Source organism: Cupriavidus sp. FW305-46 (assembly GCF_058787075.1).
This window is the reverse complement of record NZ_JBYSZI010000021.1, coordinates 1-23,744: the sequence shown is the minus strand read 5'-3', so window position 1 is coordinate 23,744 and position 23,744 is coordinate 1. Positions and strand designations below refer to the sequence as shown.

Genomic DNA, 23,744 nt, shown 5'->3' with positions numbered 1-23,744 from the left:
CCAGGCAGAAGCGCGGCACGGTCAGGAATGAGACTCGATGAGCCTCCGAGCTTACCAGCAAATGCCGGCCGCGCCACCGGCGATGGCAACGGCGGGCACCAGGAAGTGGCTTACCAGCCGGAAATCGAGGACTTCGGCGGTGGCGGCGCGTAGGTGACGCCGCTGTTGGGTGTCATGTCGAACGGGGGGATCACGAGCACGCCCAGAGGGCGGATAAAGAACGGCAGCACGATGGCCGGGTTGAACGCGTCGGTCCAGGTGCCGCGCACGGCGCCGCTGGCGTCGATGCTGCCTTCCCAGTTGCCCGATACGCGGGTGCCGTCGTCGGACTCCTCCATCAGGAAAGCGCCGTCCTCCCACTCGCCGGCCAGCAGGCGCACACCGGCGCCACGGCCGGCGTATTCTCCGCGCACGCTGTCGCGCTCGTCAGGCTTGGGGCCCAGGCGCAACCGCACCGGCTGGTCGCCGACCTTGCCGACATAGACCGGCAGCGACGCATACTCCGGCCGCGGCGCCAGAGGTCTTGGCGCACCAGTGGAAAGCGAGGTGCCGCCGCGCCGGGCTTCGCCGTCGCGAATGGCCTGGTTGATGCCCAGGCCTTCCCCGCCGATCACCGGGCCAGTCGACAGCTCGGTGCCCGGCGCTGCCTGCACCGTGCCCGCCAGCGCGAGCACGGCGGCCAGGCCGAGCGTCCAGAGGTTCTTCGTCAGCGAAGCCAGGCGCAAGGCTAACCTCAGATACGCTCGAAGATGGCGGCAATGCCCTGCCCGCCGCCGATGCACATCGTCACCAGCGCGTAGCGGCCCTGCACGCGGTTCAGTTCATGCAGCGCCTTCACCGTGATCAGGGCACCGGTGGCGCCGATCGGGTGGCCCAGCGAGATGCCCGAGCCGTTCGGGTTGACCTTGGCCGGATCCAGGCCGAGCGCCTTGGTCACCGCGCACGCCTGTGCGGCAAAAGCTTCGTTGGCTTCGATCACGTCCAGGTCCGACACCTGCAGGCCGGCGCGCTCCAGCGCGATCTTCGTCGCCGGCACCGGGCCAATGCCCATGGTCTTCGGGTCCACGCCGGCATGGCCGTACGACACCAGGCGGGCCAGCGGCTTCAGGCCGCGGCGCTCGGCTTCGGCGCGCTCCATCATCACTACCGCGGCGGCGGCGTCGTTCAGGCCCGAAGCATTGCCTGCCGTGACCGTGCCGTTTTCCTTGACGAAGACCGGCCTGAGCTTGGTCATGTCGTCGATGGTGGCGTCATGGCGCACGTGCTCGTCGGTGTCGAAGGTAACGTCGCCCTTGCGGCCCTTGCTCACCACCGGGACGATCTGGTCCTTGAAGTAGCCGGCCTTGATCGCTGCCGAAGCGCGGCGATGCGATTCCAGCGCGGCCTCGTCCTGCTGCGCGCGCGAGATGTCGTATTCCTTGGCGACATTCTCGGCGGTCACGCCCATGTGGATGCGATGGAAGGGATCGTGCAGCGCACCCAGCATCATGTCGACCAGGCCGGCGTCGCCCATGCGTGCGCCCCAGCGCGCCGCCGGCGCCAGGTACGGGGCGCGGCTCATGCTTTCCGCGCCGCCGCCGATGGCGACGTCGGTATCGCCCAGCAGGATGGTCTGCGCGGCGCTGACGATGGCCTGCAGGCCCGAGCCGCACAGGCGGTTCACGGTCAGCGCGGGGGCGTTGATCGTCACCCCGCCGTTGACGGCCGCGACGCGGCCCAGATACATGTCGCGCGGCTCGGTCTGGATCACGTTGCCGAACACCACGTGGCCGACATCGTCGCCCGACACCTGCGCGCGCGCCAGCGCCTCGCGCACCACCAGTGCACCCAGCTCCGCCGGCGCCACATCCTTCAGGCTGCCGCCAAAGGTCCCGATCGCGGTACGGACACCGCCTACCACTACCACTTCACGCGTCATGACTTTGTCTCCATGAGGTTATGTTGCACCGCACAGTATAGCGGGACGCGGACGAAATCGAACGGGCGTACTTTTACCTAATCAACCCGTTTCAGACCTCGCCCCACAGGTCGTGGCCGTCGGCGCCGGTGATCTTCACCTCGACGAACTCGCCGGCGCGGTAGCGCTGGGAGTGGCGTTCCGGCGGCGCGATATAGACCAGGCCGTCGATTTCCGGCGCATCCGCGGACGAACGGCCGATGCCGCCATCCTGGTTGACCTCGTCCACCAGCACGCGCAGGGTCTGGCCGACCTTGCGCTGCAGGCGGCGTGCCGAGACCTCTTCGGCCACTTCCATGAAGCGGGCGCGGCGTTCCTCGCGCACCTCGTCGGGCAGCGCGCCCGGCAGGTCGTTGGCGGTGGCGCCCTCCACCGGCGAGTAGGCGAAGCAGCCGACGCGGTCCAGTTCGGCTTCGGCGATAAAGTCGAGCAAGGTCTGGAACTCCGCCTCGGTCTCGCCCGGGAAGCCGGCGATAAAGGTGCTGCGGATGGTCAGCTCAGGGCAGATCTCGCGCCAGGCGCGAATCCGGTCCATGGTCTTCTCGGCATTGGCCGGGCGCTTCATGCGCTTGAGCACGTCCGGGTGCGCGTGCTGCAGCGGCACATCGAGGTACGGCAGCACATGGCCTTGGGACATCAGCGGGATGATCTCGTCCACGTGCGGGTACGGGTAGACGTAGTGCAGGCGCACCCACGCACCGTACTGCGCGGCCAGCTCGCCGAGCGCCGCCACCAGTTCGGTCATGCGGGTCTTGAGCGGGCGGCCGTTCCAGAAGCCGGTGCGGTACTTGACGTCGACGCCGTAGGCACTGGTGTCCTGCGAGATCACCAGCAATTCCTTGACGCCGGCCTTGAACAGGTTCTCGGCCTCCAGCATGACCTCGGCCACCGGGCGCGACACCAGGTCGCCGCGCATCGACGGGATGATGCAGAACGAGCAACGGTGGTTGCAGCCCTCGGAGATCTTCAGGTAGGCGTAATGCTTGGGCGTCAGCTTGATGCCGGCGGCCGGCACCAGGTCGGTGAACGGGTCATGCGGCTTGGGCAGGTGCGTGTGCACCGCCTGCATCACCTCGCCCAGCGCATGCGGGCCGGTCACGGCCAGCACCTTGGGGTGCACCGACGACACGATGTCGTGGCCCGCCGCATCCTTCTTCGCACCCAGGCAGCCGGTGACGATGACCTTGCCGTTCTCGGTCAGGGCCTCGCCGATGGCGTCCAGGCTCTCCTGCACGGCCTCGTCGATAAAGCCGCAGGTATTGACCACGACCAGGTCGGCGCCGTCATAGGTGCCGCTGATGGCGTAGCCCTCGGCGCGCAGCTGGGTGATGATCTGCTCGGAGTCGACCAGGGCCTTGGGGCAGCCAAGGGAAACGAATCCCACACGCGGACTATGGTCTTTCTGGGTCATTGATTCTGAAGGGTTTTTCACAGTGCAATCCGAATGTGGGGGCGGGCGCGGCGGAATATGCGGGGACAAGGCCGGCAGCCGGTGAGCCAATCGCGCATTTTAACCGTTTGCCATGAATTCTCGGCGCCTGACTCCACACATGTGGCCCAGGCTGCGTCATTCCGGCGCGGTCGCGGCTCCCGGCAGGCCTTCCAGGACCCGCTCTATCTCCAGCGAGTCCTGCATGCGCCGGATGGCCGCATGCAGTTCGGCGGCCTGTGGCCAGGTCCGCTTGAGATAGCTGAGCCACAGTTTCACGCGCCCATGCTCATGGCACGAGGCGATACGGGCATGCAGCTTTTTCAGGTAGGTGGCGATCTGGCGCAGCACCAGCGGCCACTCCTGGTCCGACGGCGAACTGTCCATCAGCCCGCGAATGCGCAAGGCCAGGAAAGGATCGGACACGGCGCCGCGCCCGATCATCACGTCGGCGCAACCGCTGACGGCCCGGCAACGCTCCCAGTCGGCGACGGTCCAGACATCTCCGTTGGCAATCACCGGCACGTCCACCGCCGCCGCAATGCGCGCGATCCAGTCCCAGTGGGCCGGCGGCCGGTAGCCATGGTCCCGCGTCCGGGCATGCACGACGAGCGAAGCCGCGCCGCCTTCGGCCAGCGCCGTGGCGCAATCAATGGCCAGCGAGGTATCGGACACGCCCAGCCGCATTTTTGCCGTCACGGCGATATGGGCCGGCACCGCCGCGCGCACGGACGCAACGATCCGGTTCAACAACTCAGGGTTCGTCAGCAGCATGGCGCCGCCGCCATGCCGGTTGACGACCTTGGCGGGACAGCCGAAGTTCAGGTCGATGCCATGCGGCGACAAGGTCGCGGCATAGGCCGCATTGCGCGCCAGCCATTCCGGATCGCTGCCGAGCAACTGGATCACCATCGGCGTGCCGCTGCGGGTATAGCCGCCGGCGAGGATTTCGGGCGTATCGCGCTCGTAGACGCGGGCTGGAAGCAACGAACCCGTCACTCGGACGAACTCGGACACACAGCCGTCGTAGCCGCCGGTGTCGGTCAGCACGTCGCGCAAGACGTAGTCGGCAAGCCCTTCCATGGGGGCCAGGAACAGCCGGCTCATGGCGAAGCCTTCACCGAAGCGGAGAGCCGGGCCTTAAAGGCCGGACGAGCAAATTGGATAACGGAGGGCATGGGGTTTCGCGCACAAAAGGCGAGTCCACACTGAGCCGCCGCTGGAAGAAAGTTGCGTGATTGCGTGCGCCTGGGGGACGCAGACCGCGCATTCTACCTGCTTTGCGTCTGCCCACGGCTCGGGCTACCGCATCTAATTTCAGCAACGCGGCGAGGTACAAGACCGCTTGCTGAATGGGAACCCCGGCGACGTTAAAGCCCTTGGCGGTGGGATCAGCGAAATGCGCGTGGATCAAGTCGACCCGGCACGCTGATTTGGAAAGAGCACACAATCTGGCGGCCAATCTTGATCTGGAGTGAGCCATGAAAGAACCAACCCGCCCTTGGGACTCCACTGAGCATCTGAGGAACGAGCAGGAGATCGCCGCCTACCTGGATGCCTGCCTGGCCGAGGCCGGCGACGACGATCGATTCATTGCCTACGCGCTCGGCGTGGTGGCACGCGCGCGCGCCATGACGCGACTGGCGCGCGAAACGGGGCTTTCGCGCGAAAGCCTCTACCGCTCGCTGTCAGGCGAAGGCAATCCGGAGTTCGGGACGATCTGGAAGGTGATGCGGGCGCTGGGCATCGGCCTGCATGCGAGCGCTGGCTGAGTGCCAGCCAGCGTGCGGGATATGCGGCGGACCGGGGCCCGCCGCTGCCGGTGTCTTACTTCTTGTCCGGCTGGTTGAACGGGAACGTCCCGAACATATTCTTGGCCTGGCTTTGCATCTGCTCCTGCATCTGCACGAACAGGTTCTTGCTCTGCTCGATGTAGTTGCTCATCATGCCCTGCATCATCGGGCCCTGCATGTTCATGAACTGCGACCACATGTCGGGGCTGAAGGTTTCGCCGGAATACAGGCCCTTGGAGTTCTCGGCCAGCTTGTTCTGGATGTCGATGAAGGCCTGGATGTTCTTTTCCAGGTAGGTGCCCATCATGCCTTGCATGGCATGGCCGTAGAAGCGGATGATCTGCGACAGCATCGCGCTGGAGAACATCGGCACGCCGCCCGTTTCTTCTTCCAGGATGATCTGCAGCAAGATGCTGCGGGTCAGTTCGTCACCAGACTTGGCGTCGACGACCTTGAATTCTTCTGAATCCATGACCAGCTGCTTGACGTCGGCCAGGGTGATGTAGGTGCTGGTCTGGGTGTCGTAGAGCCTGCGGTTCGGATACTTTTTGATCAGTCGCTCTGCGCCTTTTTTGGTCGTGGCCATCGGTGCTCTGTCCTTGTGTCATCGCTGTTTGCGCGCTGCTGCACCGCATGGGGTGCAGTGCGCAAATCGGTATCGCCCGCGCCATCTGCTTGTTGTCGTGCCGGCCATCTGGTGGCCCGTTCGCGCATGGCTGCGCGTGGCGGCCTGCAACCTCGCCCCCGCGAGGGCCGCGCTGCACGAACATGGTGCTGGCTGCGCCGCTGCCCTGATTCTATGCCCAACAAGGCACTAAGAAAAGCGACCGGGCTTAAGGAAAACCCGGTGAATTGGCGCAAAAAGGGAGGAATGCCGCGCTGGCAGAAACGATTCGCGGGCCTTGACGGCCCGCGAAACGGGCGGCGAAACGAAGCGCCCGCCGCCTTGTGCGCCGCGCTGGCTGCACCGCAATACGCGGGCGCCAGCGCCGGCTGCCGACTGGTTGAACCAGGCCGGCAGGTCAGCCCATATGCAGGCCGCCGTTGAGCGAGAAGTCGGCGCCGGTCGAGAAACCGGACTCCTCCGACGACAACCAGGCGCAGATCGAGGCGATCTCTTCCGGCAGGCCCAGGCGCTTGACCGGAATGGTCGCGACGATCTTGTCGAGCACGTCCTGGCGGATCGCCTTGACCATGTCGGTGGCGATATAGCCCGGAGAAACCGTGTTGACGGTCACGCCCTTGGTCGCCACTTCCTGCGCCAGCGCCATGGTGAAGCCATGCAGGCCGGCCTTGGCGGTGGAGTAGTTGGTCTGGCCGAACTGGCCCTTCTGCCCGTTCACCGACGAGATGTTGACGATGCGGCCCCAGCCACGGTCGGCCATGCCGTCGATCACCTGCTTGGTGACGTTGAACAGCGAGGTCAGGTTGGTGTCGATCACCGCATCCCAGTCGGCGCGGGTCATCTTGCGGAACACTACGTCGCGGGTGATACCGGCGTTGTTGATCAGCACATCGACCTCGCCGACCTCGGACTTGACCTTGTCGAATGCGGTCTTGGTCGAGTCCCAGTCAGCCACATTGCCTTCCGAGGCAATGAAATCGAAGCCCAGGGCCTTCTGCTGCTCCAGCCACTTTTCGCGGCGCGGCGAGTTGGGGCCGCAACCGGCCACCACACGAAAGCCATCCTTGGCCAGTCGCTGGCAAATGGCGGTTCCGATACCACCCATGCCGCCGGTCACATACGCAATGCGCTGAGTCATGTCCACTCCTTGATTGGCTCTTCGTTATCGTCGCCGGGTCCGCGCCAACCGCGCGCGGCCCCGGAAAACCCCTTCCTTATTTGCGCTCGACTGCCAGCGCCACGCCCATGCCGCCGCCGATGCACAGCGAGGCCAGGCCCTTCTTCGCGTCACGGCGCTTCATCTCGTGCAGCAGCGTCACCAGGATACGGCAGCCCGACGCGCCGATCGGGTGGCCGATGGCGATGGCGCCGCCGTTCACGTTGACCTTGGAGGTGTCCCAGCCCATCTGCTGGTGCACCGCCAGCGCCTGCGCGGCGAAGGCCTCGTTGATCTCCATCAGGTCCAGGTCCTGCGGGGTCCACTCGGCGCGCGACAGGGCGCGCTTGGAGGCCGGCACCGGGCCCATGCCCATCACCTTGGGATCGACACCGGCGTTGGCATAGCTCTTGATCGTGGCCAGCGGGGTCAGGCCCAGTTCCTTGGCCTTGGCCGCCGACATCACCACCACCGCGGCGGCGCCGTCGTTCAGGCCCGAGGCGTTGGCCGCGGTCACCGTGCCGGCCTTGTCGAAGGCGGGCTTGAGGCCGGACATGCTGTCCAGCGTGGCGCCCTGGCGCACGAACTCGTCGGTCTTGAAGGCCACCGGGTCGCCCTTGCGCTGCGGGATCAGCACCGGGACGATCTCTTCGTCAAACTTGCCGGCCTTCTGCGCGGCTTCGGCCTTGTTCTGCGAACCGACGGCGAACTCATCCTGCGCCTCGCGCGTGATGCCGTATTCCTTGGCCACGTTCTCGGCGGTGATACCCATGTGGTACTGGTTGTACACGTCCCACAGGCCGTCGACGATCATGGTGTCGATCAGCTTGGCATCGCCCATGCGGAAACCGTCGCGCGAGCCCGGCAGCACGTGCGGGGCGGCGCTCATGTTTTCCTGGCCGCCGGCCACCACGATCTCGGCGTCGCCCGCCATGATCGCGTTGGCGGCCAGCATCACGGCCTTCAGGCCCGAGCCGCACACCTTGTTGATGGTCATGGCCGGCACCATCGCCGGCAGGCCGGCCTTGATCGCGGCCTGGCGTGCGGGGTTCTGGCCCGAACCGGCGGTCAGCACCTGGCCCATGATGACTTCGCTCACCTGCTCCGGCTTGACGCCGGCGCGCTCCAGCGCGGCCTTGATGACCACGGCACCCAGTTCCGGTGCCGGGATCTTGGCCAGCGAGCCGCCAAACTTGCCGACCGCGGTGCGGGCGGCGGATACGATGACAACGTCAGTCATTGTGTAGTCCTTTCAATGGAAACGGGAGGGAACCTGCAGGCCTGCCGGCGCCGTGCATGACGCACGCCGGCACTCATGCAAGCGTCATGCCTTGGCTTTGACGTATCGCCCAGGCGCGGGTTCGATCGCGCGATAGCGCGCATTGCCATAGTTGGCGGGCGCGGCGCGTTTCGCGCCGGCCTGCCCGGCCAGCCATGCGGTCCAGTCCGGCCACCAGCTGCCGTGATGCTCGGTGGCGCCGGCCAGCCATTGCTGCGGCGACTCCGGCAACGCATCGTTGGTCCAGTGGCTGCGCTTGTTCTTGGCCGGCGGGTTGATCACACCGGCGATATGGCCCGACGCACCCAGCACGAAGCGCAGCTTGTTCGCCAGCAGCGCGGTCGAGGCATAGGCCGCGGTCCACGGCACGATATGGTCTTCGCGCGAGCCGTAGATGTAGGTCGGCACGTCGATGCTGGCCAGGTCCACCGGCACGCCGCACACAGTCAGCTTGCCCGGCACCTTGAGCTCGTTCTGCAGGTAGGTGTGGCGCAGGTACCAGCAGTACCACGGCCCCGGCAGGTTGGTGGCGTCGCCGTTCCAGAACAGCAGGTCGAACGGCACCGGCGTGTTGCCCTTCAGGTAGTTGTCGACCACGTAGTTCCACACCAGGTCGTTCGGGCGCAGGAACGAGAAGGTGTTGGCCAGCTCAAGGCCACGCAGCAGCGCGCACGGCGCGCCGGCGGCGCCGCCCAGCGTGGCCTCGCGCAGCTGCACATGGCCCTCGTCGACAAAGACGTCGAGGATGCCGGTGTCGGCAAAGTCCAGCAGCGTGGTCAGCAGCGTGACGCTTGCGGCCGGGTGCTCGCCGCGCGCGGCCAGCACCGCCAGCGCGGTCGAGACAATGGTGCCGCCCACGCAGAAGCCGAGCACGTTGATCTTGTCCTGGCCGCTGATGTCGCGCGCGACTTCGATGGCGCGGATGGCCGCGTGCTCGATGTAGTCGTCCCAGGTGCTGCCGGCCATGCTGGCGTCCGGATTGCGCCACGACACCAGGAACACCGTATGTCCCTGCTCCACCACATGGCGCACCAGCGAGCTCTCCGGCTGCAGGTCCAGGATGTAGTACTTGTTGATGCACGGCGGCACCATCAGCAGCGGGCGCACGTGCACCTTGTCGGTCAGCGGCTTGTACTGCAACAGCTGGAAGTACTCGTTCTCGAAAACCACGGCGCCTTCGGTCACCGCGACATTGCGGCCGACCTCAAACGCGCTCTCGTCGGTCTGCGAGATCTTGCCGCGCGTCAGGTCTTCCATCATGTTGCGCACGCCGGCACGCAGCGATTCGCCGCCCGACTCGATCAGCAGGCGCTGCGCCTCGGGATTGGTGGCAAGGAAGTTGGCGGGCGACATCGCATCCACCCATTGCGAGATCGCGAAGCGGATGCGCTGGCGCGTCTTGGCATCGGCCTCGACGGCATCGGCCAGCTCGGTCAAGGCGCGCGCATTGAGCAGATAGAACGCGGCAGCGAAGCGATATGGGAGGTTGGTGCGCCATGCGTCGCCGGCGAAGCGCCGGTCGTGCAGCGGACCGGTGGCCTCGGCCTTGCCCTCGGCCATGGCCTGCCACAGGGCTGAGAAGTCCTTCATGTAGCGCTGCTGGATATCACCGAGCTGCGCCGGCGCGATCTTGACGCCTGCCAGCGCATCCAGGCCCGGAATGCCGGACGCGGCCGCGTGGCCGTTGCCTTCAGTGCCCTGCCACTGGTGGGACCATTCCAGCCATGTGGCTGGATCGAATGGCCCCGGCGTGAACTTGAATGGTTGGGACTTGCCTTCCTGAGTGGAAGCTGCCGCGCCTTTGCCGGTCGCCATGATTTGATTGTCTCTCTGCCGTCACTATTCGAACCGGCTCCGGGCATTGCCCTGGCCGGCACTTTGCATGGGGAGATGCTATCCGAATGGACCCGGCTTGCGCCTCCCCCAAAGCGGGAGGGTCTGCCGGCACATCTGCCCTGGAACTGGCGGGAAGCCCTCGACCGCACCTGCTGCGGCCGTGGCTTGCGTCCATTCCGATAGCGGCTCCCCTTTTATCCGGCAAGCGCGACATCCTCGCATGGCAACGCCATGCGCTATGCTTGCCGGAGAAACCTGGGAATCGTCAGCGATTCCGAGACATTTGAGCCCATTGTTGCCTTGCAACGCACGCGCTGTCAATGCGGGAATCCGCCTCGGCGCTGCGCGCTTCCCGACCTACCGGACGGTATGCAGCGCTCGCATCTGCCGAGGCCACAGAGCATAGGCGAGAAGGATGAATTTTTGATGTACATCGTGGCCATTGGCTGGCTCTACGTGGCGCTGATGATGGCGATCACCGAGCACAACGTGGTGGCAGGGGTTGCCACCTTCCTGATATATGGCGTGGCACCGGTGGCGCTGGTGCTCTACATCATGGGCACGCCCGGCCGGCGCCGGCGCAAGGCCGAAGCCGAGCGCGCGCAGGCGGCCAGGGGCCAGGACGAGTGAGGCAGCGGCGGGCTCAGTCCGCCAGCCAGACCAGGCTGGCCATGCGGCCGGTCACGCCGTCGCGCCGATAGGAGTAGAAGCGACCGGCGTCGGCCACGGTGCAGGCGTCGCCGCCGTAGACCTCGGTGCAGCCGGCGCGCGCCAGCCGCGTGCGCGCCAGCGCATAGATGTCGGCAAGGTACTTGCCCGGGGCACCAGGGCGGAACGCTGCGGCAACCGCGGCCTGCTCATCGGCGCGTGCCTGGGCCAGGAAGGCATCGCGCACTTCGGCACCCACCTCGAACGCATCGGGGCCGATGGCCGGCCCCAGCCATGCCAGCCAGCGCGCGGCGCCGGCAGCGGCCTGCATCCGTGACAGCGTGGCTTCGATCACGCCGCTGCACAGGCCGCGCCAGCCCGCATGCGCCGCGCCCACCACCATACCCTGCGCATCGCACAGCAGCACCGGCAGGCAATCCGCCGTCATCACGGCGCAGACGTGGCCGGGTGCCAGCGCCAGGCTCGCGTCGGCCTGGGCCCCGGGCGCGCCCGGGGCCGCAACATGGTCGACCGTGGCCACCGCGCAGCCATGCACCTGCTCCAGCCATTGCGGCATCGACGGCAGGCACGCGGCCAGCCGCGCACGGTTGCGCGCCACGTTGGCGGGGTCGTCGCCAACGTGGGTGCCCAGGTTCAGGCCGCCCGGGGCACCGCCGGCAAGCCCGTACGGGCCCTTGCTGACACCGCCCTGGCGCGTGGTTGACAACGCGCGCACACGCGCCGGCGCGGGCCAGTCAGGGACCAGCCAGGCGCGATCAGGCGCTGCGCTCATCGTCATCGTCGTCACCGTCTTCGTCATCACCGGCGTATTCCCAGTGGGCCTCGCCGCCTTCCCAGACTTCGTCCCAGCCTTCTTCTTCCTCGTCGGCCTGCGCGCTGTCAAAATCCAGCGCATCGATCAGCGCCTGCAGGTCTTGCGGCGGCTGCGCGGTCCAGGACATGCGCTTGCCGGTGGCCGGATGCACCAGGCCGAGCTGGTACGCATGCAGCGCCTGGCGCTCATACGGCACCGGCAGCGGTGCGCGGACTGCCGGGCGCTGCCCGCGCTGCGTGGCGCGGAAGTAGACCGGGTCGCCCACCAGCGGGTGGCCGATCGACTCGAAATGCACGCGGATCTGGTGCGTGCGGCCGGTCTCCAGCTTGCACATCACCATCGACACGAAGCCCCGCCCCAGCGGCACCGTGGCCAGCGTGCGGAAATGCGTGCGCGACGGCTTGCCGCTGGCGGTATGCACGACCGCCATGCGCGTGCGCTCGCGCGGGTCGCGGCCGATGGGCGCGTCGATGGTGCCCTCGTCATAGGTGCGGCCCCACACCAGCGCGATATAGGTGCGCTTGACCGTGCGCGCCTGCAGCTGGCGCACCAGGTCGGTCTGCGCGGTGAGCGAGCGCGCCACCACCATCAGGCCGGAGGTTTCCTTGTCGAGCCGGTGCACGATGCCCGCGCGCGGCAGCGACGCTGCGGCGGGGTCGCGGTGCAGCAACCCGTTAAGCACGGTGCCGCTCCAGTTGCCGGCTGCCGGATGCACCACCAGCCCGGCGGGCTTGTTGATCACCAGCAGGGTGTCGTCTTCATAGACCACGTCCAGCGGCACGTCCTCGGGCGAGAAAGCGGACGATTCCGGCGCGGCCTGCGGCTGGATCTCGATGCGGTTGCCCATCTGCACCGCGTCGCGCGGCCGGCGCACGTGGCCGTCGACGCGCACCGCACCGCTTTCGATCCACTGCTGCAGGCGGCTGCGTGAAAACTCGCTGAAGTGACGCGCGAGCAATTTATCGAGCCGCTCGCCATGCGAGGCGCTGTCCACCTCCAGCGACAGGGTCACGGCCGGCTCGGCAGCCGGCGCGCCGCCGGGCGGCGCCTCGGCAAGGTCTTCAAATTCCTCTGGATGGGCCTCGAAATCGGCCACGGACGCGGCTGCGCGCACCCGTTCTGGTGGAAGTCCTCCCACGCCAGCTCCTGCTTCGGGGTTGGGCTGGGGGCTTGGGCTATAATGCTTGACGCTATTTTTCTTCATCCGGGATACGATTGCCCATGCAATTGCAGAGCATGAAACGCGCGCGCTGGCGCACGACAATTGGAGCGGTTCTGCTCGCAGGCGGCTGCGTCATGCTGTCTGCATGCGGCCTGCTGGCGGACCAACCCGACGAGACCGCAGGCTGGTCGGCCAACAAATTATATTCGGAAGCCAAGGATGCGCTGGATGGCGGCGACTACACGCGTGCCGTCAAGCTGTATGAAAAGCTCGAAGGCCGCTATCCGTTTGGGCGCTATGCACAGCAGGCCCAGATCGATACCGCCTACGCCAACTACAAGGATGGTGAAACGGCAGCAGCCCTGGCTGCGGTGGACCGCTTCATCCAGCTGCACCCGAACCATCCCAATATCGATTACGCCTACTACCTCAAGGGCCTGATCAACTTCAACGACAACCTGGGCTGGCTGGGCCGCTTCTCGGGCCAGGACCTGAGCGAGCGCGACCCCAAGGCCGCGCGTGCCGCCTATGACGCGTTCAATACGCTGATCACGCGCTACCCGGAAAGCAAGTACACCCCCGACGCCACGCTGCGCATGCAGTACATCGTCAACTCGCTGGCCCAGCACGAAGTGCACGCTGCGCGCTACTACTACCGGCGCGGCGCGTACCTCGCCGCCGTCAACCGCGCCCAGCAGGCGCTGAAGGACTACGACGGCGCCCCGGCCAACGAAGAAGCGCTGTACATCATGGTCCGTTCATATGACGCGATGGGAATGAAGGACCTGCGCGACGACACCGCACGCGTGATGGAGCGCAATTTCCCGGACAGCGATTTCATCAAGTACGGCGCGCGCCGCAAGGACAAGTCCTGGTGGGAAGTGTTCTGACGCCGGCTGGCCAGCGGCCATAAAAAACGGGACGTATCGGAGGATACGTCCCGTTTTTCTTTTTCCGGCACCTGTAGCGATCAGTCCGCTGCCGCGGCCTCCTTGCCGGGACCGCGCAGCGACTCCAGGAACCGCACCACCGTCGCTGCCTCACGCGTGCGCGTGAACGGCGGCAGGCTTTGCCAGATCTGCCGGCCATAGGGCTTCTCGACCAGCCGCGTATCGAAGATCGCCAGCACGCCGCGGTCCGATTCCGAACGGATCAACCGCCCCGCCCCCTGCTTGAGCGTGATCACCGCATGCGGCAGCTGGTGCACGGCAAACGGGCTCAGGCCCTTCTTCTGCAGCACTTCCATGCGCGCGGCCAGCACCGGGTCGTCGGGCGGCGCGAACGGCAGCTTGTCGATGATCACCAGCGACAGCGCCTCGCCGCGCACATCCACGCCCTCCCAGAAGCTCTGGCTTCCGACCAGCACCGCGTTGCCCAGCTCGCGGAAGCGGTCCAGCAATTCGGTGCGGCTGGCCTGGCCCTGCACCAGCAGCGGCAGGTTCAGGCCGCGCTCGGCAAACGCGTCATAGAGCAGGTCCGAGGCACGCTGCACCGCGCGCAGCGTGGTGCACAGCAGGAAGGTGCGTCCGCCGGCGGCCTCGATCAGCGGCAATGCCGCCTGCACCACCGCGTCGGTGAACTGCGGCGACTGCGGCTGCGGCATATCGCGCGGCACATAGAGCAGCCCCTGCTTCGCGTAATCGAACGGGCTGGGCAGCGTCAGCGAGCGGTCCTTGTCGAGCCCCAGCTGCGCCGCGTAGTGGGTGAAATTCCCCTTCACCGACAGCGTCGCCGAGGTGAAAACCCAGGCGCGCGGCTGGCCGTCGCGCTGGCGCGTGAAGATCGGCGCGATCGACAGCGGCGTGCGGTGCAGTTGCACGGTATGCGAGAACACCTCGACCCAGCGCACGGTTTCAGGGCCGGCGGGCAGCGCCGGCGCGGCTTCGCCTTCGCCCTCGGTCGGCTGCGGTGCCGGCGCGGGCGCGGCATCGGCGCGCCACGCGGCCAGCTTGTTGGCCAGCTCCAGCGCGCGGCGGTGGCATTGCTGCAGCGATTCGGCACGCTCGGCCTGGCTTTCGAGCATCTCGACGAAGTCTGACAGGGCCTCGTCCAGCGCATCGAGCGTTTCGTTGAAAGGCTCGGCGATACGGCGGTCGGCCTCGATCTGGCCCAGCGCCAGCCGCGCATTGTCCTTGCTGAAGGCCAGGCGCAGGTCGCGCGCGGCGCGCTCCAGCGGCGCGGCCAGCGCAACCCAGTCCACCGCATCGCGCGCGTGCGACAGGCCTTCGGCCACGGTATCGCGGGCGATTTCCAGCAGCTGGCTGGTGGACAGCGTCTCGCCGAAGAACAGCGTGGCGGTCTCGGGCAGCTGGTGGGCTTCGTCGAAGATCACGGTGTTGGCGGCCGGCAGCAGTTCCGCCATGCCGGTGTCGCGCAGCACCACGTCGGCAAAGAACAGGTGATGGTTGACCACCACCACGTCGGCCTGCTGCGCTTCCTTGCGCGCGCGCATCACAAAGCATTCCTTGTAATGCGGGCATTCCGATCCCAGGCAGTTGTCGCGCGTGGAGGTCACCAGCTGCCATACCGGCGCGTTCTCGGGAACGGACGCCAGCTCGGCCTTGTCGCCGGTGGAGGTTTCCTTGATGAAGCGGCCGATGTCGCGCAGCCACGCCGCATCCTGGCGCGACGCCAGGCGGCCGTTGGCCTGCGCGCGTTCCAGGTGGTAGTGGCAGACGTAGTTGGCGCGGCCCTTGAGCAGCGCCACCGAGACCGGCACGTTCAGCGCATGGCGCACGGTGGGGATGTCGCGCAGGAAGAGCTGGTCCTGCAGGTTCTTGGTGCCGGTCGACAGGATCACCTTGCCGCCCCACAGCATCGCCGGCACCAGGTAGGCGTAGGTCTTGCCGGTGCCGGTGCCCGCTTCGACGATGACGGAATCGTTCTGCACGATCGCGTCGGCGACGGCCTCGGCCATCTTGTGCTGCGAGGCGCGCGGCCGGTAGCCGGGAATCGCCTGGGCCAGCGTGCCGGTATCGGCAAAGATGGTGGCCAGTTCCGCGCCGCGGCTGGCGACGTCGTCGGCGGGCGCGGCAGGCGCGGGCGACCCGGCGTCGGTCAGGCTGACGGCTTCGGACGGCTCAGTAGATTCTGGAAGATCGGACAAGGCAGGGGGAGAATGTTGTATGGGCCGCCGGACAGCGCCGGCGGCGATCGGCAAACCTGGCGCGGATGCGCTCAGGCCGGCACGTCGGGTTCGAGCTGCAGCTGCAGCAGCGTGATGGCGTCCTTCAGCTTGAGGCGGCGCTTCTTCAGCCGGCGCAGCTGCAGTTCGTCATGGACGGCATCGCTGGCAAGCCGGTCGATCAGGAAATCCAGGTCGCGGTGCTCGATCTGCAACTCCATGATGCGCCGCTCCAGGGTATTCAGGTTGCTGTCCATCTATGCCTCCGCTGCGCAGTCACGGTGCCGGACCTCAAAAGCCGAACGGGCGCGGCGCCGATGCCTGCCCCTGTTGCTCCTTCGCCTTGGCGCGGCGCTCTTCCAGCTCCTTCTGGCGCCGTTCGAGGTCGCGCTGCTTGGCCTCGTATGCCTTGACATTCTCCTGCCGCTGGCGGGCCTGCTCGGCGCCCTTCTGCTGGGCCTCCTGCATGCGGGCATCGAAGTCAGACTGCTTCTTTTCGTACGCCTGCGCATTGGCGGCACGCTGCGGCGCCTCGCCCTGGCGCTGCGCCTCGCGCAGCTGCTGTTCCTGCTGCTTCTTCTGGAAGGCCTCGCGGCTGGACTGCTCGCTGGCCGAGCGCTTCGGCTGGCTGGCCTCGAACTCGGCGTTGCGCAGCGCCTGTTCGCGGTCGCGCTCGGCGGCGCGGTAGGCGCGTTCGGCCTCGCCTACCTCCAGTTCGCGCTTGCGCAGCACCTGCAGCTCCTCGCGCTGGACTTCCTTGGCGCTGTTGATGCAGTGGTTGACAAAGAACTTGCCGTAGCACTCGCGCTCGGCGGCGGCAAAGCGGTAGTTGGTCCAGGCGCGCGAATCCTCGACGGCCTTGCGTTCGGCGGCAAAGTCGCGCTGGCCGTTGGCGGCGGGTGGCGCCGCGGGCGCGGAAGCCTGGGCTCGCGCCTCGCGCAGCGGCATCAGCACGGCGCATGCAGCCACGGCCAGTGCAGCCAGGCGGCCGAAGCGGAACAGGGAAGTTTCAGGCACGTTGGCGAAGGTTGGCATGGCCAGGATGGTGGCCTTGGCGGCGGCCGGGCGGGACTTGACGATCATGACCGGATTCTAGCATCCGGGCCGGGCACCGGCCTGCCCTGCCGGGCCGGTGCGGACGTGCGCGGGACGCCGCCCGCCCCGCACCCGCTGCGCGCCCTGGCTGATCCCTCGCGCGCTTGTGGCAAAATGCCCCGCTTTCGACTGACTGCGTTTTTCGCCGCGCTCTCCGATGTCCAACCTGCCCGCATCCGTCTCGCAAAAGATCGTCTCGCTCATCGCGGCTGAACTGTCCGTGCAGCCCCGCCAGGTGGCCGCGGCCGTGGCGCTGCTCGACGAAGGCGCCACCGTGCCCTTCATCGCCCGCTACCGCAAGGAAGTGACCGGCAACCTGGATGACACGCAACTGCGCAACCTGGAAGAGCGCCTGCTGTACCTGCGCGACATGGAAGACCGCCGCGCTGCCATCCTCGCCTCGATCCAGGAGCAAGGCAAGCTGACGCCCGAGCTGCAAGCCGCCATCGAGGCCGCCGAAACCAAGCAGACGCTGGAAGACCTCTACCTGCCCTACAAGCCCAAGCGCCGCACCCGCGCCCAGATCGCACGCGAATGCGGGCTGGAGCCGCTGGCGCTGGCGCTGCTGGCCGATCCCACGCTGGACCCGCAGGCCGAGGCCGCCAAGTACGTCAACGGCTACCCCACCGCCGACGGCGGCGTGCCCGACGTCAAGGCCGCGCTGGACGGCGCGCGCGACATCCTGTCCGAGCAGTTCGGCGAGACCGCGGAACTGCTGGGCAAGCTGCGCGAGCACCTGTGGATCAACGGCGTGGTGTCCTCCACCGTGATGGAAGGCAAGGAAACCGCCGAGGAAGAGAAGTTCCGCGACTACTACGCCTACAGCGAGACCATCCGCACGGTGCCGTCGCACCGCGCGCTGGCGCTGTTCCGCGGCCGCAACGCGGGCGTGCTGATGGTCAAGCTGGGCCTGGGCGAGGAACAGGACGCGATGGTGCCGCACCCGTGCGAAGGCATGATCGCGCGCCATGTCGGCATCCAGCAGATGGGCCGCCCGGCCGACAAGTGGCTGGGCGATGTATGCCGCTGGTGCTGGCGCGTCAAGGTGCAGCCCCACCTGGAAACCGAACTGCTGACACAGCTGCGCGAAACCGCAGAGAACGAAGCCATCAAGGTGTTCGGCCGCAACCTGCATGAGCTGCTGCTGGCCGCGCCGGCCGGGCCCAAGTCGGTGATGGGCGTCGACCCGGGCATCCGCACCGGCTGCAAGATCGCCGTGGTGGACAGCACCGGCAAGCTGCTGGACACCGCCACCATCTACCCGCACGAGCCGCGCCGCGACTGGAACGGCTCGCTCGCCACGCTGGCGCGCCTGGCAAAGCAGCACAATGTGGCGCTGGTGTCGATCGGCAACGGCACCGCCAGCCGCGAAACCGACAAGCTGGTGCAGGACCTGATGAAGCAGATGCCCGAGCTGAAGCTGACCAAGATCGTGGTCAGCGAGGCCGGCGCTTCGGTGTATTCGGCGTCGGAGCTGGCCGCCAAGGAATTCCCGGACCTGGACGTGTCGCTGCGCGGCGCGGTATCGATTGCCCGCCGGCTGCAGGATCCGCTGGCCGAACTGGTCAAGATCGATCCCAAGTCGATCGGCGTGGGCCAGTATCAGCATGACGTCAACCAGCGCGAGCTGGCGCGGGCGCTGGACGCCGTGGTCGAAGACTGCGTCAACGCCGTGGGCGTGGACGTCAACACCGCCTCGGCGCCGCTGCTGGCGCGCGTGTCGGGCCTGAACACGGTGCTGGCGCGCAATATCGTCGAGTTCCGCGACGCCAATGGCGCCTTCCCCAACCGCGACGCGCTGAAAAAGGTGCCGCGCCTGGGCGACAAGACCTTCGAGCAGGCGGCCGGCTTCCTGCGCATCAACGACGGCGACAATCCGCTGGACCGCTCCTCGGTGCACCCGGAAGCGTATCCGGTGGTGCAGCGCATCCTGGAACACGTGAAGAAGGGCCTGCGCGACGTGATGGGCAACCGCGACGCGCTGCGCGGCCTGTCGCCGACGCAGTTCACCGACGACTCCTTCGGCCTGCCGACCGTGCGCGACATCCTGTCCGAGCTGGAAAAGCCGGGCCGCGATCCGCGCCCCGAGTTCAAGACCGCAACCTTCCAGGAAGGCGTGGAAGACGTGAAGGACCTGCAGCCCGGCATGGTGCTGGAAGGCGTGGTCACCAACGTGGCGGCCTTCGGCGCCTTTGTCGATATCGGCGTGCACCAGGACGGCCTGGTCCACATCTCGGCGCTGTCCAGCAAGTTCGTCAAGGACGCGCACGAGGTGGTCAAGGCCGGCCAGATCGTCAAGGTCAAGGTGATGGAGGTCGACGTCAAGCGCAACCGCATCGGCCTGTCGATGCGCCTGGACGACGAGCCCGGCCAGGCCGCGGCGCGTGCCGGCGGCGACCGTGGTGACCGCGGCGGCCAACGCAACGGCGGCGGCAAGGGCTTCAGCGGCGGCCGCCGCGAGGCGGAACCGGCCGGCGCCATGGCCGCGGCCTTCGCCAAGCTCAAGCGTTAAGCCGCAAGCCGATTGGCAGGACGCCCCGCACGGGCAACCGTGCGGGGCGTCGTCGTTTTCAGCCGCCGTGCGCGATGCGCACGGCCAGGCCCTTGCCGGCGCCATCGGTACGGTTGGCGAACACAATCTCCAGCCCATGCAGCCGCGCCACGCGCTGCGCGATCGAAATGCCGAGGCCGTGGCCCTGCTCACGCTGCCCCGATCCGCCCCGGAAGAAGCGGTCGCCCAGCCGCGCCAGCACGTCAGGCGCGACGCCCGGGCCCTGGTCGCGCACGGTGACGCTGTCGGGCCGGAAATCGATGGTCACCAGCGCGCCCGGCGGGCTGTAGCGGATGGCGTTGTCAAGCAGGTTGCGCAGCAGCAGCGACAGCAGGTTGGTGTCCCCCGCCACCGGCAATGGCGCCTGCCCTTCCGGGGGCCACTCCAGCTCGACGTCGACCTGCTTCTGCTGCGCCAGCGCCAGGCAGTCGGACAGCGCCTGCTGCGCTACCGGAACCCAGTTGACCGCCTGGCGCGACGGCAGGCCGGCAGCATCTTCCAGCCGGCTCAGCGTCAGCAGCTGCGACACCAGCCGGCTGATGCGGTCGATGCCGGTAGCCACGTTGGCGCGTGCCTGCGCGCGCTCGGCGTCATCGGCCGAGCGCTCGGCGATTTCCCACTGCGCCTTCAGCGCGGCCAGCGGCGTGCGCATCTCATGGGCCGCATCGGCGGTGAGGCGCCGTTCATGCTCGATCGAATCCGACACGCGCGCCAGCAGGCGGTTCATCGCGTGCACCAGCGGCACCAGTTCGCCCGGCACGGCCTGCAGGCTGAGCGGCCGGCGGTCTTCGGGGGCACGGCCTTCGATATCGGTCGACAACGCGCGCACCGGCGCCAGCGCGCGCCGCATGAACCAGATCAGCAGGCCGATCAGCACCGGCAGGCCCGCTGCCCACGGCAGCACCTGCGCGGCGATATAGGACAGGATCAGCTCGTCGCGCTCGGCCAGTTGCTGGCCCACGCAGACGCGCCAGCCCGTGTCGGGATCATCGAGGTAGTAAAGCCGCCAGGGCTGCCTGTCGATGGTGACGTCGGTAAAGCCCTTCACACCGGGCGCACGCGGCAGGAGGTCGCCCTCGGGATCGATATGCAAGGGCTTGCCGTCCGGCAGCCAGGCGGCGATGGCAAGATCGCCCAGGCCGGCATCGCCCTGGTCACCCTCGACCAGCCCTGGCAGCCGGGTGCGCGACGGCGCCGCGGCGACGTCCACCAGCGGCACCACCGAATGCATCTGCAGCGCCATGCGCACCATGTCGGTGTCATAGAGTTCATTGATCTCGTGCCGGGCGCGCACGTAGGTCATGCCGATGGTCAGCAGCCACACCACCGGCGCGGCAATCAGCACCGCAAGGATGAGCCGGCGCTGCAACGTCATGTGCAGTCCTCGGCCGCGCCCAGCGTGTAGCCGGCGCCGCGGAAGGTGCGCACGATCTTGGGATGGATCTTGCGGCGCAGGTGGTGGATATGGACTTCCAGCGCGTTGCTTTCAATGCCGCCCTGCCAGTCATAGAGCTTGTCGCGCAGGAAGTCGCGCGTCAGCAGCCGGTTGGGGTGCGCCAGCAGCAGCTCCAGCAGCATGGCTTCGCGGCTGGTCAGCTCCAGGGGCTTGCCCTGCCAGTACGCCTGGCGCGCGGCCGGGTGGAATTCCAGCGCGCCGTGCTTCCACACTGGCGACGACAGGCCCGCGGCGCGGCGGGTCACGGCACGCAGCCGGGCCGCCAGCTCATCGAGCGCGACCGGCTTGACCAGGTAGTCGTCGGCACCGGCGTCAAGGCCGCCGATGCGGCTGTCGATCGCATCGCGCGCGGTCAGCACGATCACCGGGATGCGGCAGCCGCGCGCACGCCAGCGCGCGAGCAGCGACATGCCGTCTTCCCCAGGCAGGCCCAGGTCCAGCACCACGGCATCGTAGTGGACCACGCCGAGCGCATGGTCGGCTTCGGCACCGGTGCTGAACCAGTCGACCGCATAGTCGAGCAGCTGCAGGCCGCGCCGCAGCCCGTCGCCCAGCATCGGGTCGTCTTCAACGATAAGGATTCTCATATTCTCGGGTGGCCCGGACGTATCACGGTATTGTGCGCGCCCCGTCTTAATGTGCCATTAAGGTTCGCGAATTATCCTGCGCTCACTTTGCAGGCGCCCCGCTGTTCAACGCGGCGCGGGCCGCCAGCGTGGACATGGCCTCGCCGGCAAGCGCCTGCACGCCGCCACGCGCACCATCACTCACCCTCCCCCTTTCACGCCGAGCCGTTTGCGCATCATGCACCGTTCCGACCGCCTCGCCGCCGAGCCCGGGCTCATCAGCGCCCGGCCCGCCGCGCCGTGGCATGCCACGCGGCTGGCGGGCGTGCCCGCGGTGACGCTCGGGCTGGTGGTGCTGGCGTTCGCGCTGCTTTGGTTCGGCACGCTGGGCATGCGCCACCTGCTCGGGCCCGACGAGGGCCGCTATGCCGAGATCGCCCGCGAAATGCTGAGCACGGGCGACTGGGTCACGATCCGCTACAACGGGCTGAAGTACTTCGAGAAGCCGCCGTTCCATATGTGGGCCACGGCGGTGTCGTACGCGCTGTTCGGCATCGGCGACTGGCAGGCGCGGCTGTGCGTGGCGCTGGCCGGCATCGCCGGGCTGGGAATATCGATGCTGGCCGCCGCGCGCTGGTTCGGCGCGCGTGCGGGCTTGCTGGCCGGACTGGTGCTGGCAAGCGCGCCCATGTGGAACCTCGCCGCGCACTTCAATACGCTGGACATGACGCTGTCCGGCAGCATGGCCTGCGTGCTCGCGTGCATGCTGCTGGCCCAGCATCCGCACGCCACGGCGCCGGCTCGCCGCCGCTGGATGCTGGCGTGCTGGGCGGCCATGGGCGTGGCGGTGCTGACCAAGGGGCTGGTCGGGCTGGCGCTGCCGGGACTGGTGCTGGTGGCGTACACCTTCGTGACGCGCGACCTCGCGCTGTGGCGCCGCCTGCATGCGCCGGCCGGCATCGCCCTGATGCTGCTGGTGGCGATGCCTTGGTACTGGCTGGTGGCACGGCGCAATCCGGAATTCCTGCGCTTTTTCTTTATCCACGAGCACTGGCAGCGCTACACCTCGACCGTGCATGCGCGCAAGGGCGCGCTGTGGTACTTCATGCCGCTGCTGGTGGGCGGCTTCCTGCCGTGGCTCGGGCTGGTTCCCGGCATGGTCCGCGCGGTCGGGCAGCGTGCCGGCGTGGTTGGCGCGGGTGGGTCCAGGCCGTTCCAGCCTGCGCTGATGGCAGGGCTGTGGGCGGTGTCGATCTTCGTGTTCTTCAGCCTGTCGGGTTCGAAGCTGCCCGGCTACATCCTGCCGCTGTTTCCCGCACTGGCGATCCTGGCGGGCGCAGCGCTGGCGCGGACCGGCGACCAACCCTGGCGCAGGCAGCTGTGCGCCATGCTGGCGGTGGGAGCGATCGGCCTGCTGGCAAGCCCGGTCGTGGCCACGCTGGATTCCAACAACACCCCCAACGTGCTGTACCGCGCGTATGCCGCATGGGTGGCGCTGGCATTCGCGCTGGTGCTCGGCAGCGCCGCCATCGGGCTGTGGCTGCTGCGGCGGCATGGACGCCTGGCCAGCATCACGGCCTATGCATTCGGCATGCTGCTGGCGTTCTCCACCGCATTGCTGGGCCATGAAGCAATCGGCCGCTCCGCCTCGGGCATCGACATGGTGGCGCCGATCGAACGCGTGCTGCGCCCCGGCATGCCGCTCTACGGCGTCGGCATGCTCGACCATACGCTGCCCTTCTACCTGCGCCATCCGCTCACCATGGTGGCGCAGGCCGACGAGCTCGCTTTCGGCGCCGGACAAGAGCCGCAGAAGTGGCTGCCGACCCTCGATGCCTTCGTCGATGCCTGGCAGCATGGCCCCCGTGCCATCGCGCTGCTCTCGCCGCAGTCATTCTCTGAACTGAGCGCGCGCGTGCCGATGCATGTCGTTGCGCGCGACTGGCGCCGCGTGGCCGTCGCCAACTTCCCCCTCGCCGGCGCGCGCTAGCCGCGCCGGCGCCTCCCGATTTCCCCTGCCATTCGTCAAATCCAATGCAAGGCAAGAAAGTACTGATCCTCGGCGTCAACGGCTTCATCGGCCATCACCTGACGCGCCGCATCCTGGAAACCACGCCCTGGGAGGTCTACGGCATGGACATGTCGTCCGACCGCATCGGCGACCTCGTCGACCACCCGCGCATGCACTTCTTCGAGGGTGACATCACCATCAACAAGGAGTGGATCGAGTAC

21 protein-coding genes are annotated in these 23,744 nt (G+C 67.6%); 6 read left to right on the top strand and 15 right to left on the bottom strand.

Annotated elements, in window-relative coordinates; genetic code table 11:
• Nucleotides 1-110: 110 nt before the first annotated feature.
• From AC3WON_RS12530 to AC3WON_RS12515, 4 genes are all read right to left on the bottom strand, one after another.
• The gene (locus AC3WON_RS12530) at nt 111-725 is read right to left on the bottom strand and encodes a hypothetical protein (protein ID WP_492351935.1); all 615 of its coding nucleotides are present in this window, start codon (nt 723-725) and stop codon (nt 111-113) included.
• A gap of 8 nt (nt 726-733) precedes the next feature.
• Entirely contained in the window at nt 734-1,918 is a 1,185-nt protein-coding gene (gene bktB, locus AC3WON_RS12525) for a beta-ketothiolase BktB (protein ID WP_492321369.1), read from the bottom strand.
• A gap of 91 nt (nt 1,919-2,009) precedes the next feature.
• Nucleotides 2,010-3,368: a 30S ribosomal protein S12 methylthiotransferase RimO gene (rimO, locus tag AC3WON_RS12520; protein WP_492351934.1), complete on the bottom strand. Its 1,359-nt coding sequence runs from the start codon at nt 3,366-3,368 to the stop codon at nt 2,010-2,012.
• Nucleotides 3,369-3,524: 156 nt separating this feature from the next.
• Complete coding sequence (locus AC3WON_RS12515) at nt 3,525-4,493, bottom strand: tRNA dihydrouridine synthase (RefSeq protein ID WP_492321367.1); 969 nt, start codon at nt 4,491-4,493, stop codon at nt 3,525-3,527.
• A gap of 374 nt (nt 4,494-4,867) precedes the next feature.
• Here AC3WON_RS12515 and AC3WON_RS12510 point away from each other — a divergent pair, with 374 nt between their 5' ends.
• Entirely contained in the window at nt 4,868-5,158 is a 291-nt protein-coding gene (locus AC3WON_RS12510) for an addiction module antidote protein (RefSeq protein ID WP_492321366.1), read from the top strand.
• Between the two features lie 55 nt (nt 5,159-5,213).
• On the opposite strand, the gene phaR is transcribed toward AC3WON_RS12510, so the two are convergent.
• The 4 genes from phaR to AC3WON_RS12490 form a co-directional block, all read right to left on the bottom strand.
• A complete protein-coding gene (phaR, locus tag AC3WON_RS12505; RefSeq protein WP_010810130.1) occupies nt 5,214-5,765 on the bottom strand; it encodes a polyhydroxyalkanoate synthesis repressor PhaR in 552 nt (183 codons plus the stop codon).
• A 436-nt stretch (nt 5,766-6,201) separates the two neighbouring features.
• Nucleotides 6,202-6,942, bottom strand: coding sequence for a 3-ketoacyl-ACP reductase (locus AC3WON_RS12500; RefSeq protein ID WP_010810131.1), 741 nt, complete (start codon nt 6,940-6,942; stop codon nt 6,202-6,204).
• Between the two features lie 76 nt (nt 6,943-7,018).
• Nucleotides 7,019-8,200 (bottom strand): acetyl-CoA C-acetyltransferase, encoded by a 1,182-nt coding sequence (locus AC3WON_RS12495; RefSeq protein WP_492321365.1) that lies wholly within the window; start codon nt 8,198-8,200, stop codon nt 7,019-7,021.
• 84 nt (nt 8,201-8,284) lie between these two features.
• Nucleotides 8,285-10,054, bottom strand: coding sequence for a class I poly(R)-hydroxyalkanoic acid synthase (locus tag AC3WON_RS12490; protein ID WP_492321364.1), 1,770 nt, complete (start codon nt 10,052-10,054; stop codon nt 8,285-8,287).
• Nucleotides 10,055-10,501: 447 nt separating this feature from the next.
• Here AC3WON_RS12490 and AC3WON_RS12485 point away from each other — a divergent pair, with 447 nt between their 5' ends.
• Complete coding sequence (locus AC3WON_RS12485) at nt 10,502-10,705, top strand: hypothetical protein (RefSeq protein WP_492321363.1); 204 nt, start codon at nt 10,502-10,504, stop codon at nt 10,703-10,705.
• 13 nt (nt 10,706-10,718) lie between these two features.
• On the opposite strand, the gene pgeF is transcribed toward AC3WON_RS12485, so the two are convergent.
• Together pgeF and AC3WON_RS12475 are read right to left on the bottom strand one after the other, a co-directional pair.
• Nucleotides 10,719-11,516, bottom strand: a complete 798-nt coding sequence (gene pgeF / locus AC3WON_RS12480) for a peptidoglycan editing factor PgeF (protein WP_492351963.1) — start codon at nt 11,514-11,516, stop codon at nt 10,719-10,721.
• On the bottom strand, nt 11,500-12,762 hold the full coding sequence (locus tag AC3WON_RS12475; RefSeq protein ID WP_492351933.1) for an RluA family pseudouridine synthase: 1,263 nt from the start codon (nt 12,760-12,762) through the stop codon (nt 11,500-11,502). The genes pgeF and AC3WON_RS12475 overlap by 17 nt, the downstream gene beginning before the upstream one ends.
• A 17-nt stretch (nt 12,763-12,779) precedes the next feature.
• On the opposite strand from AC3WON_RS12475, the gene AC3WON_RS12470 reads away from it, so the two are divergent.
• The gene (locus AC3WON_RS12470; protein WP_011615082.1) at nt 12,780-13,610 is read left to right on the top strand and encodes an outer membrane protein assembly factor BamD; all 831 of its coding nucleotides are present in this window, start codon (nt 12,780-12,782) and stop codon (nt 13,608-13,610) included.
• An 80-nt stretch (nt 13,611-13,690) separates the two neighbouring features.
• Here AC3WON_RS12470 and yoaA read toward each other — a convergent pair whose 3' ends face one another.
• From yoaA to AC3WON_RS12455, 3 genes are all read right to left on the bottom strand, one after another.
• A complete protein-coding gene (gene yoaA / locus AC3WON_RS12465) occupies nt 13,691-15,826 on the bottom strand; it encodes a DNA repair helicase YoaA (RefSeq protein ID WP_492351932.1) in 2,136 nt (711 codons plus the stop codon).
• 71 nt (nt 15,827-15,897) lie between these two features.
• Nucleotides 15,898-16,101 carry a DUF465 domain-containing protein gene (locus tag AC3WON_RS12460; RefSeq protein WP_013956445.1) on the bottom strand — a complete coding sequence of 68 codons (204 nt, stop codon included), beginning with the start codon at nt 16,099-16,101 and terminating at the stop codon, nt 15,898-15,900.
• 34 nt (nt 16,102-16,135) lie between these two features.
• Nucleotides 16,136-16,927, bottom strand: coding sequence for a hypothetical protein (locus tag AC3WON_RS12455; RefSeq protein WP_492351931.1), 792 nt, complete (start codon nt 16,925-16,927; stop codon nt 16,136-16,138).
• Between the two features lie 169 nt (nt 16,928-17,096).
• Here AC3WON_RS12455 and AC3WON_RS12450 point away from each other — a divergent pair, with 169 nt between their 5' ends.
• Nucleotides 17,097-19,451 (top strand): Tex family protein, encoded by a 2,355-nt coding sequence (locus AC3WON_RS12450; protein ID WP_492351930.1) that lies wholly within the window; start codon nt 17,097-17,099, stop codon nt 19,449-19,451.
• 58 nt (nt 19,452-19,509) lie between these two features.
• Here the strand turns inward: AC3WON_RS12450 and AC3WON_RS12445 are convergent, their stop codons facing one another.
• Both AC3WON_RS12445 and AC3WON_RS12440 read right to left on the bottom strand, forming a co-directional pair.
• A complete protein-coding gene (locus tag AC3WON_RS12445; protein WP_492351929.1) occupies nt 19,510-20,865 on the bottom strand; it encodes an ATP-binding protein in 1,356 nt (451 codons plus the stop codon).
• Nucleotides 20,862-21,533 (bottom strand): response regulator, encoded by a 672-nt coding sequence (locus AC3WON_RS12440; RefSeq protein ID WP_492321357.1) that lies wholly within the window; start codon nt 21,531-21,533, stop codon nt 20,862-20,864. The genes AC3WON_RS12445 and AC3WON_RS12440 overlap by 4 nt, the downstream gene beginning before the upstream one ends.
• 217 nt (nt 21,534-21,750) lie before the next feature.
• Between AC3WON_RS12440 and AC3WON_RS12435 the strand changes: the two genes are divergently transcribed.
• A complete protein-coding gene (locus AC3WON_RS12435; RefSeq protein WP_492351928.1) occupies nt 21,751-23,502 on the top strand; it encodes a glycosyltransferase family 39 protein in 1,752 nt (583 codons plus the stop codon).
• 44 nt (nt 23,503-23,546) lie between these two features.
• Nucleotides 23,547-23,744 (top strand): NAD-dependent epimerase/dehydratase family protein (locus AC3WON_RS12430; protein ID WP_492351927.1); only part of this gene is annotated, 198 nt, incomplete at its 3' end.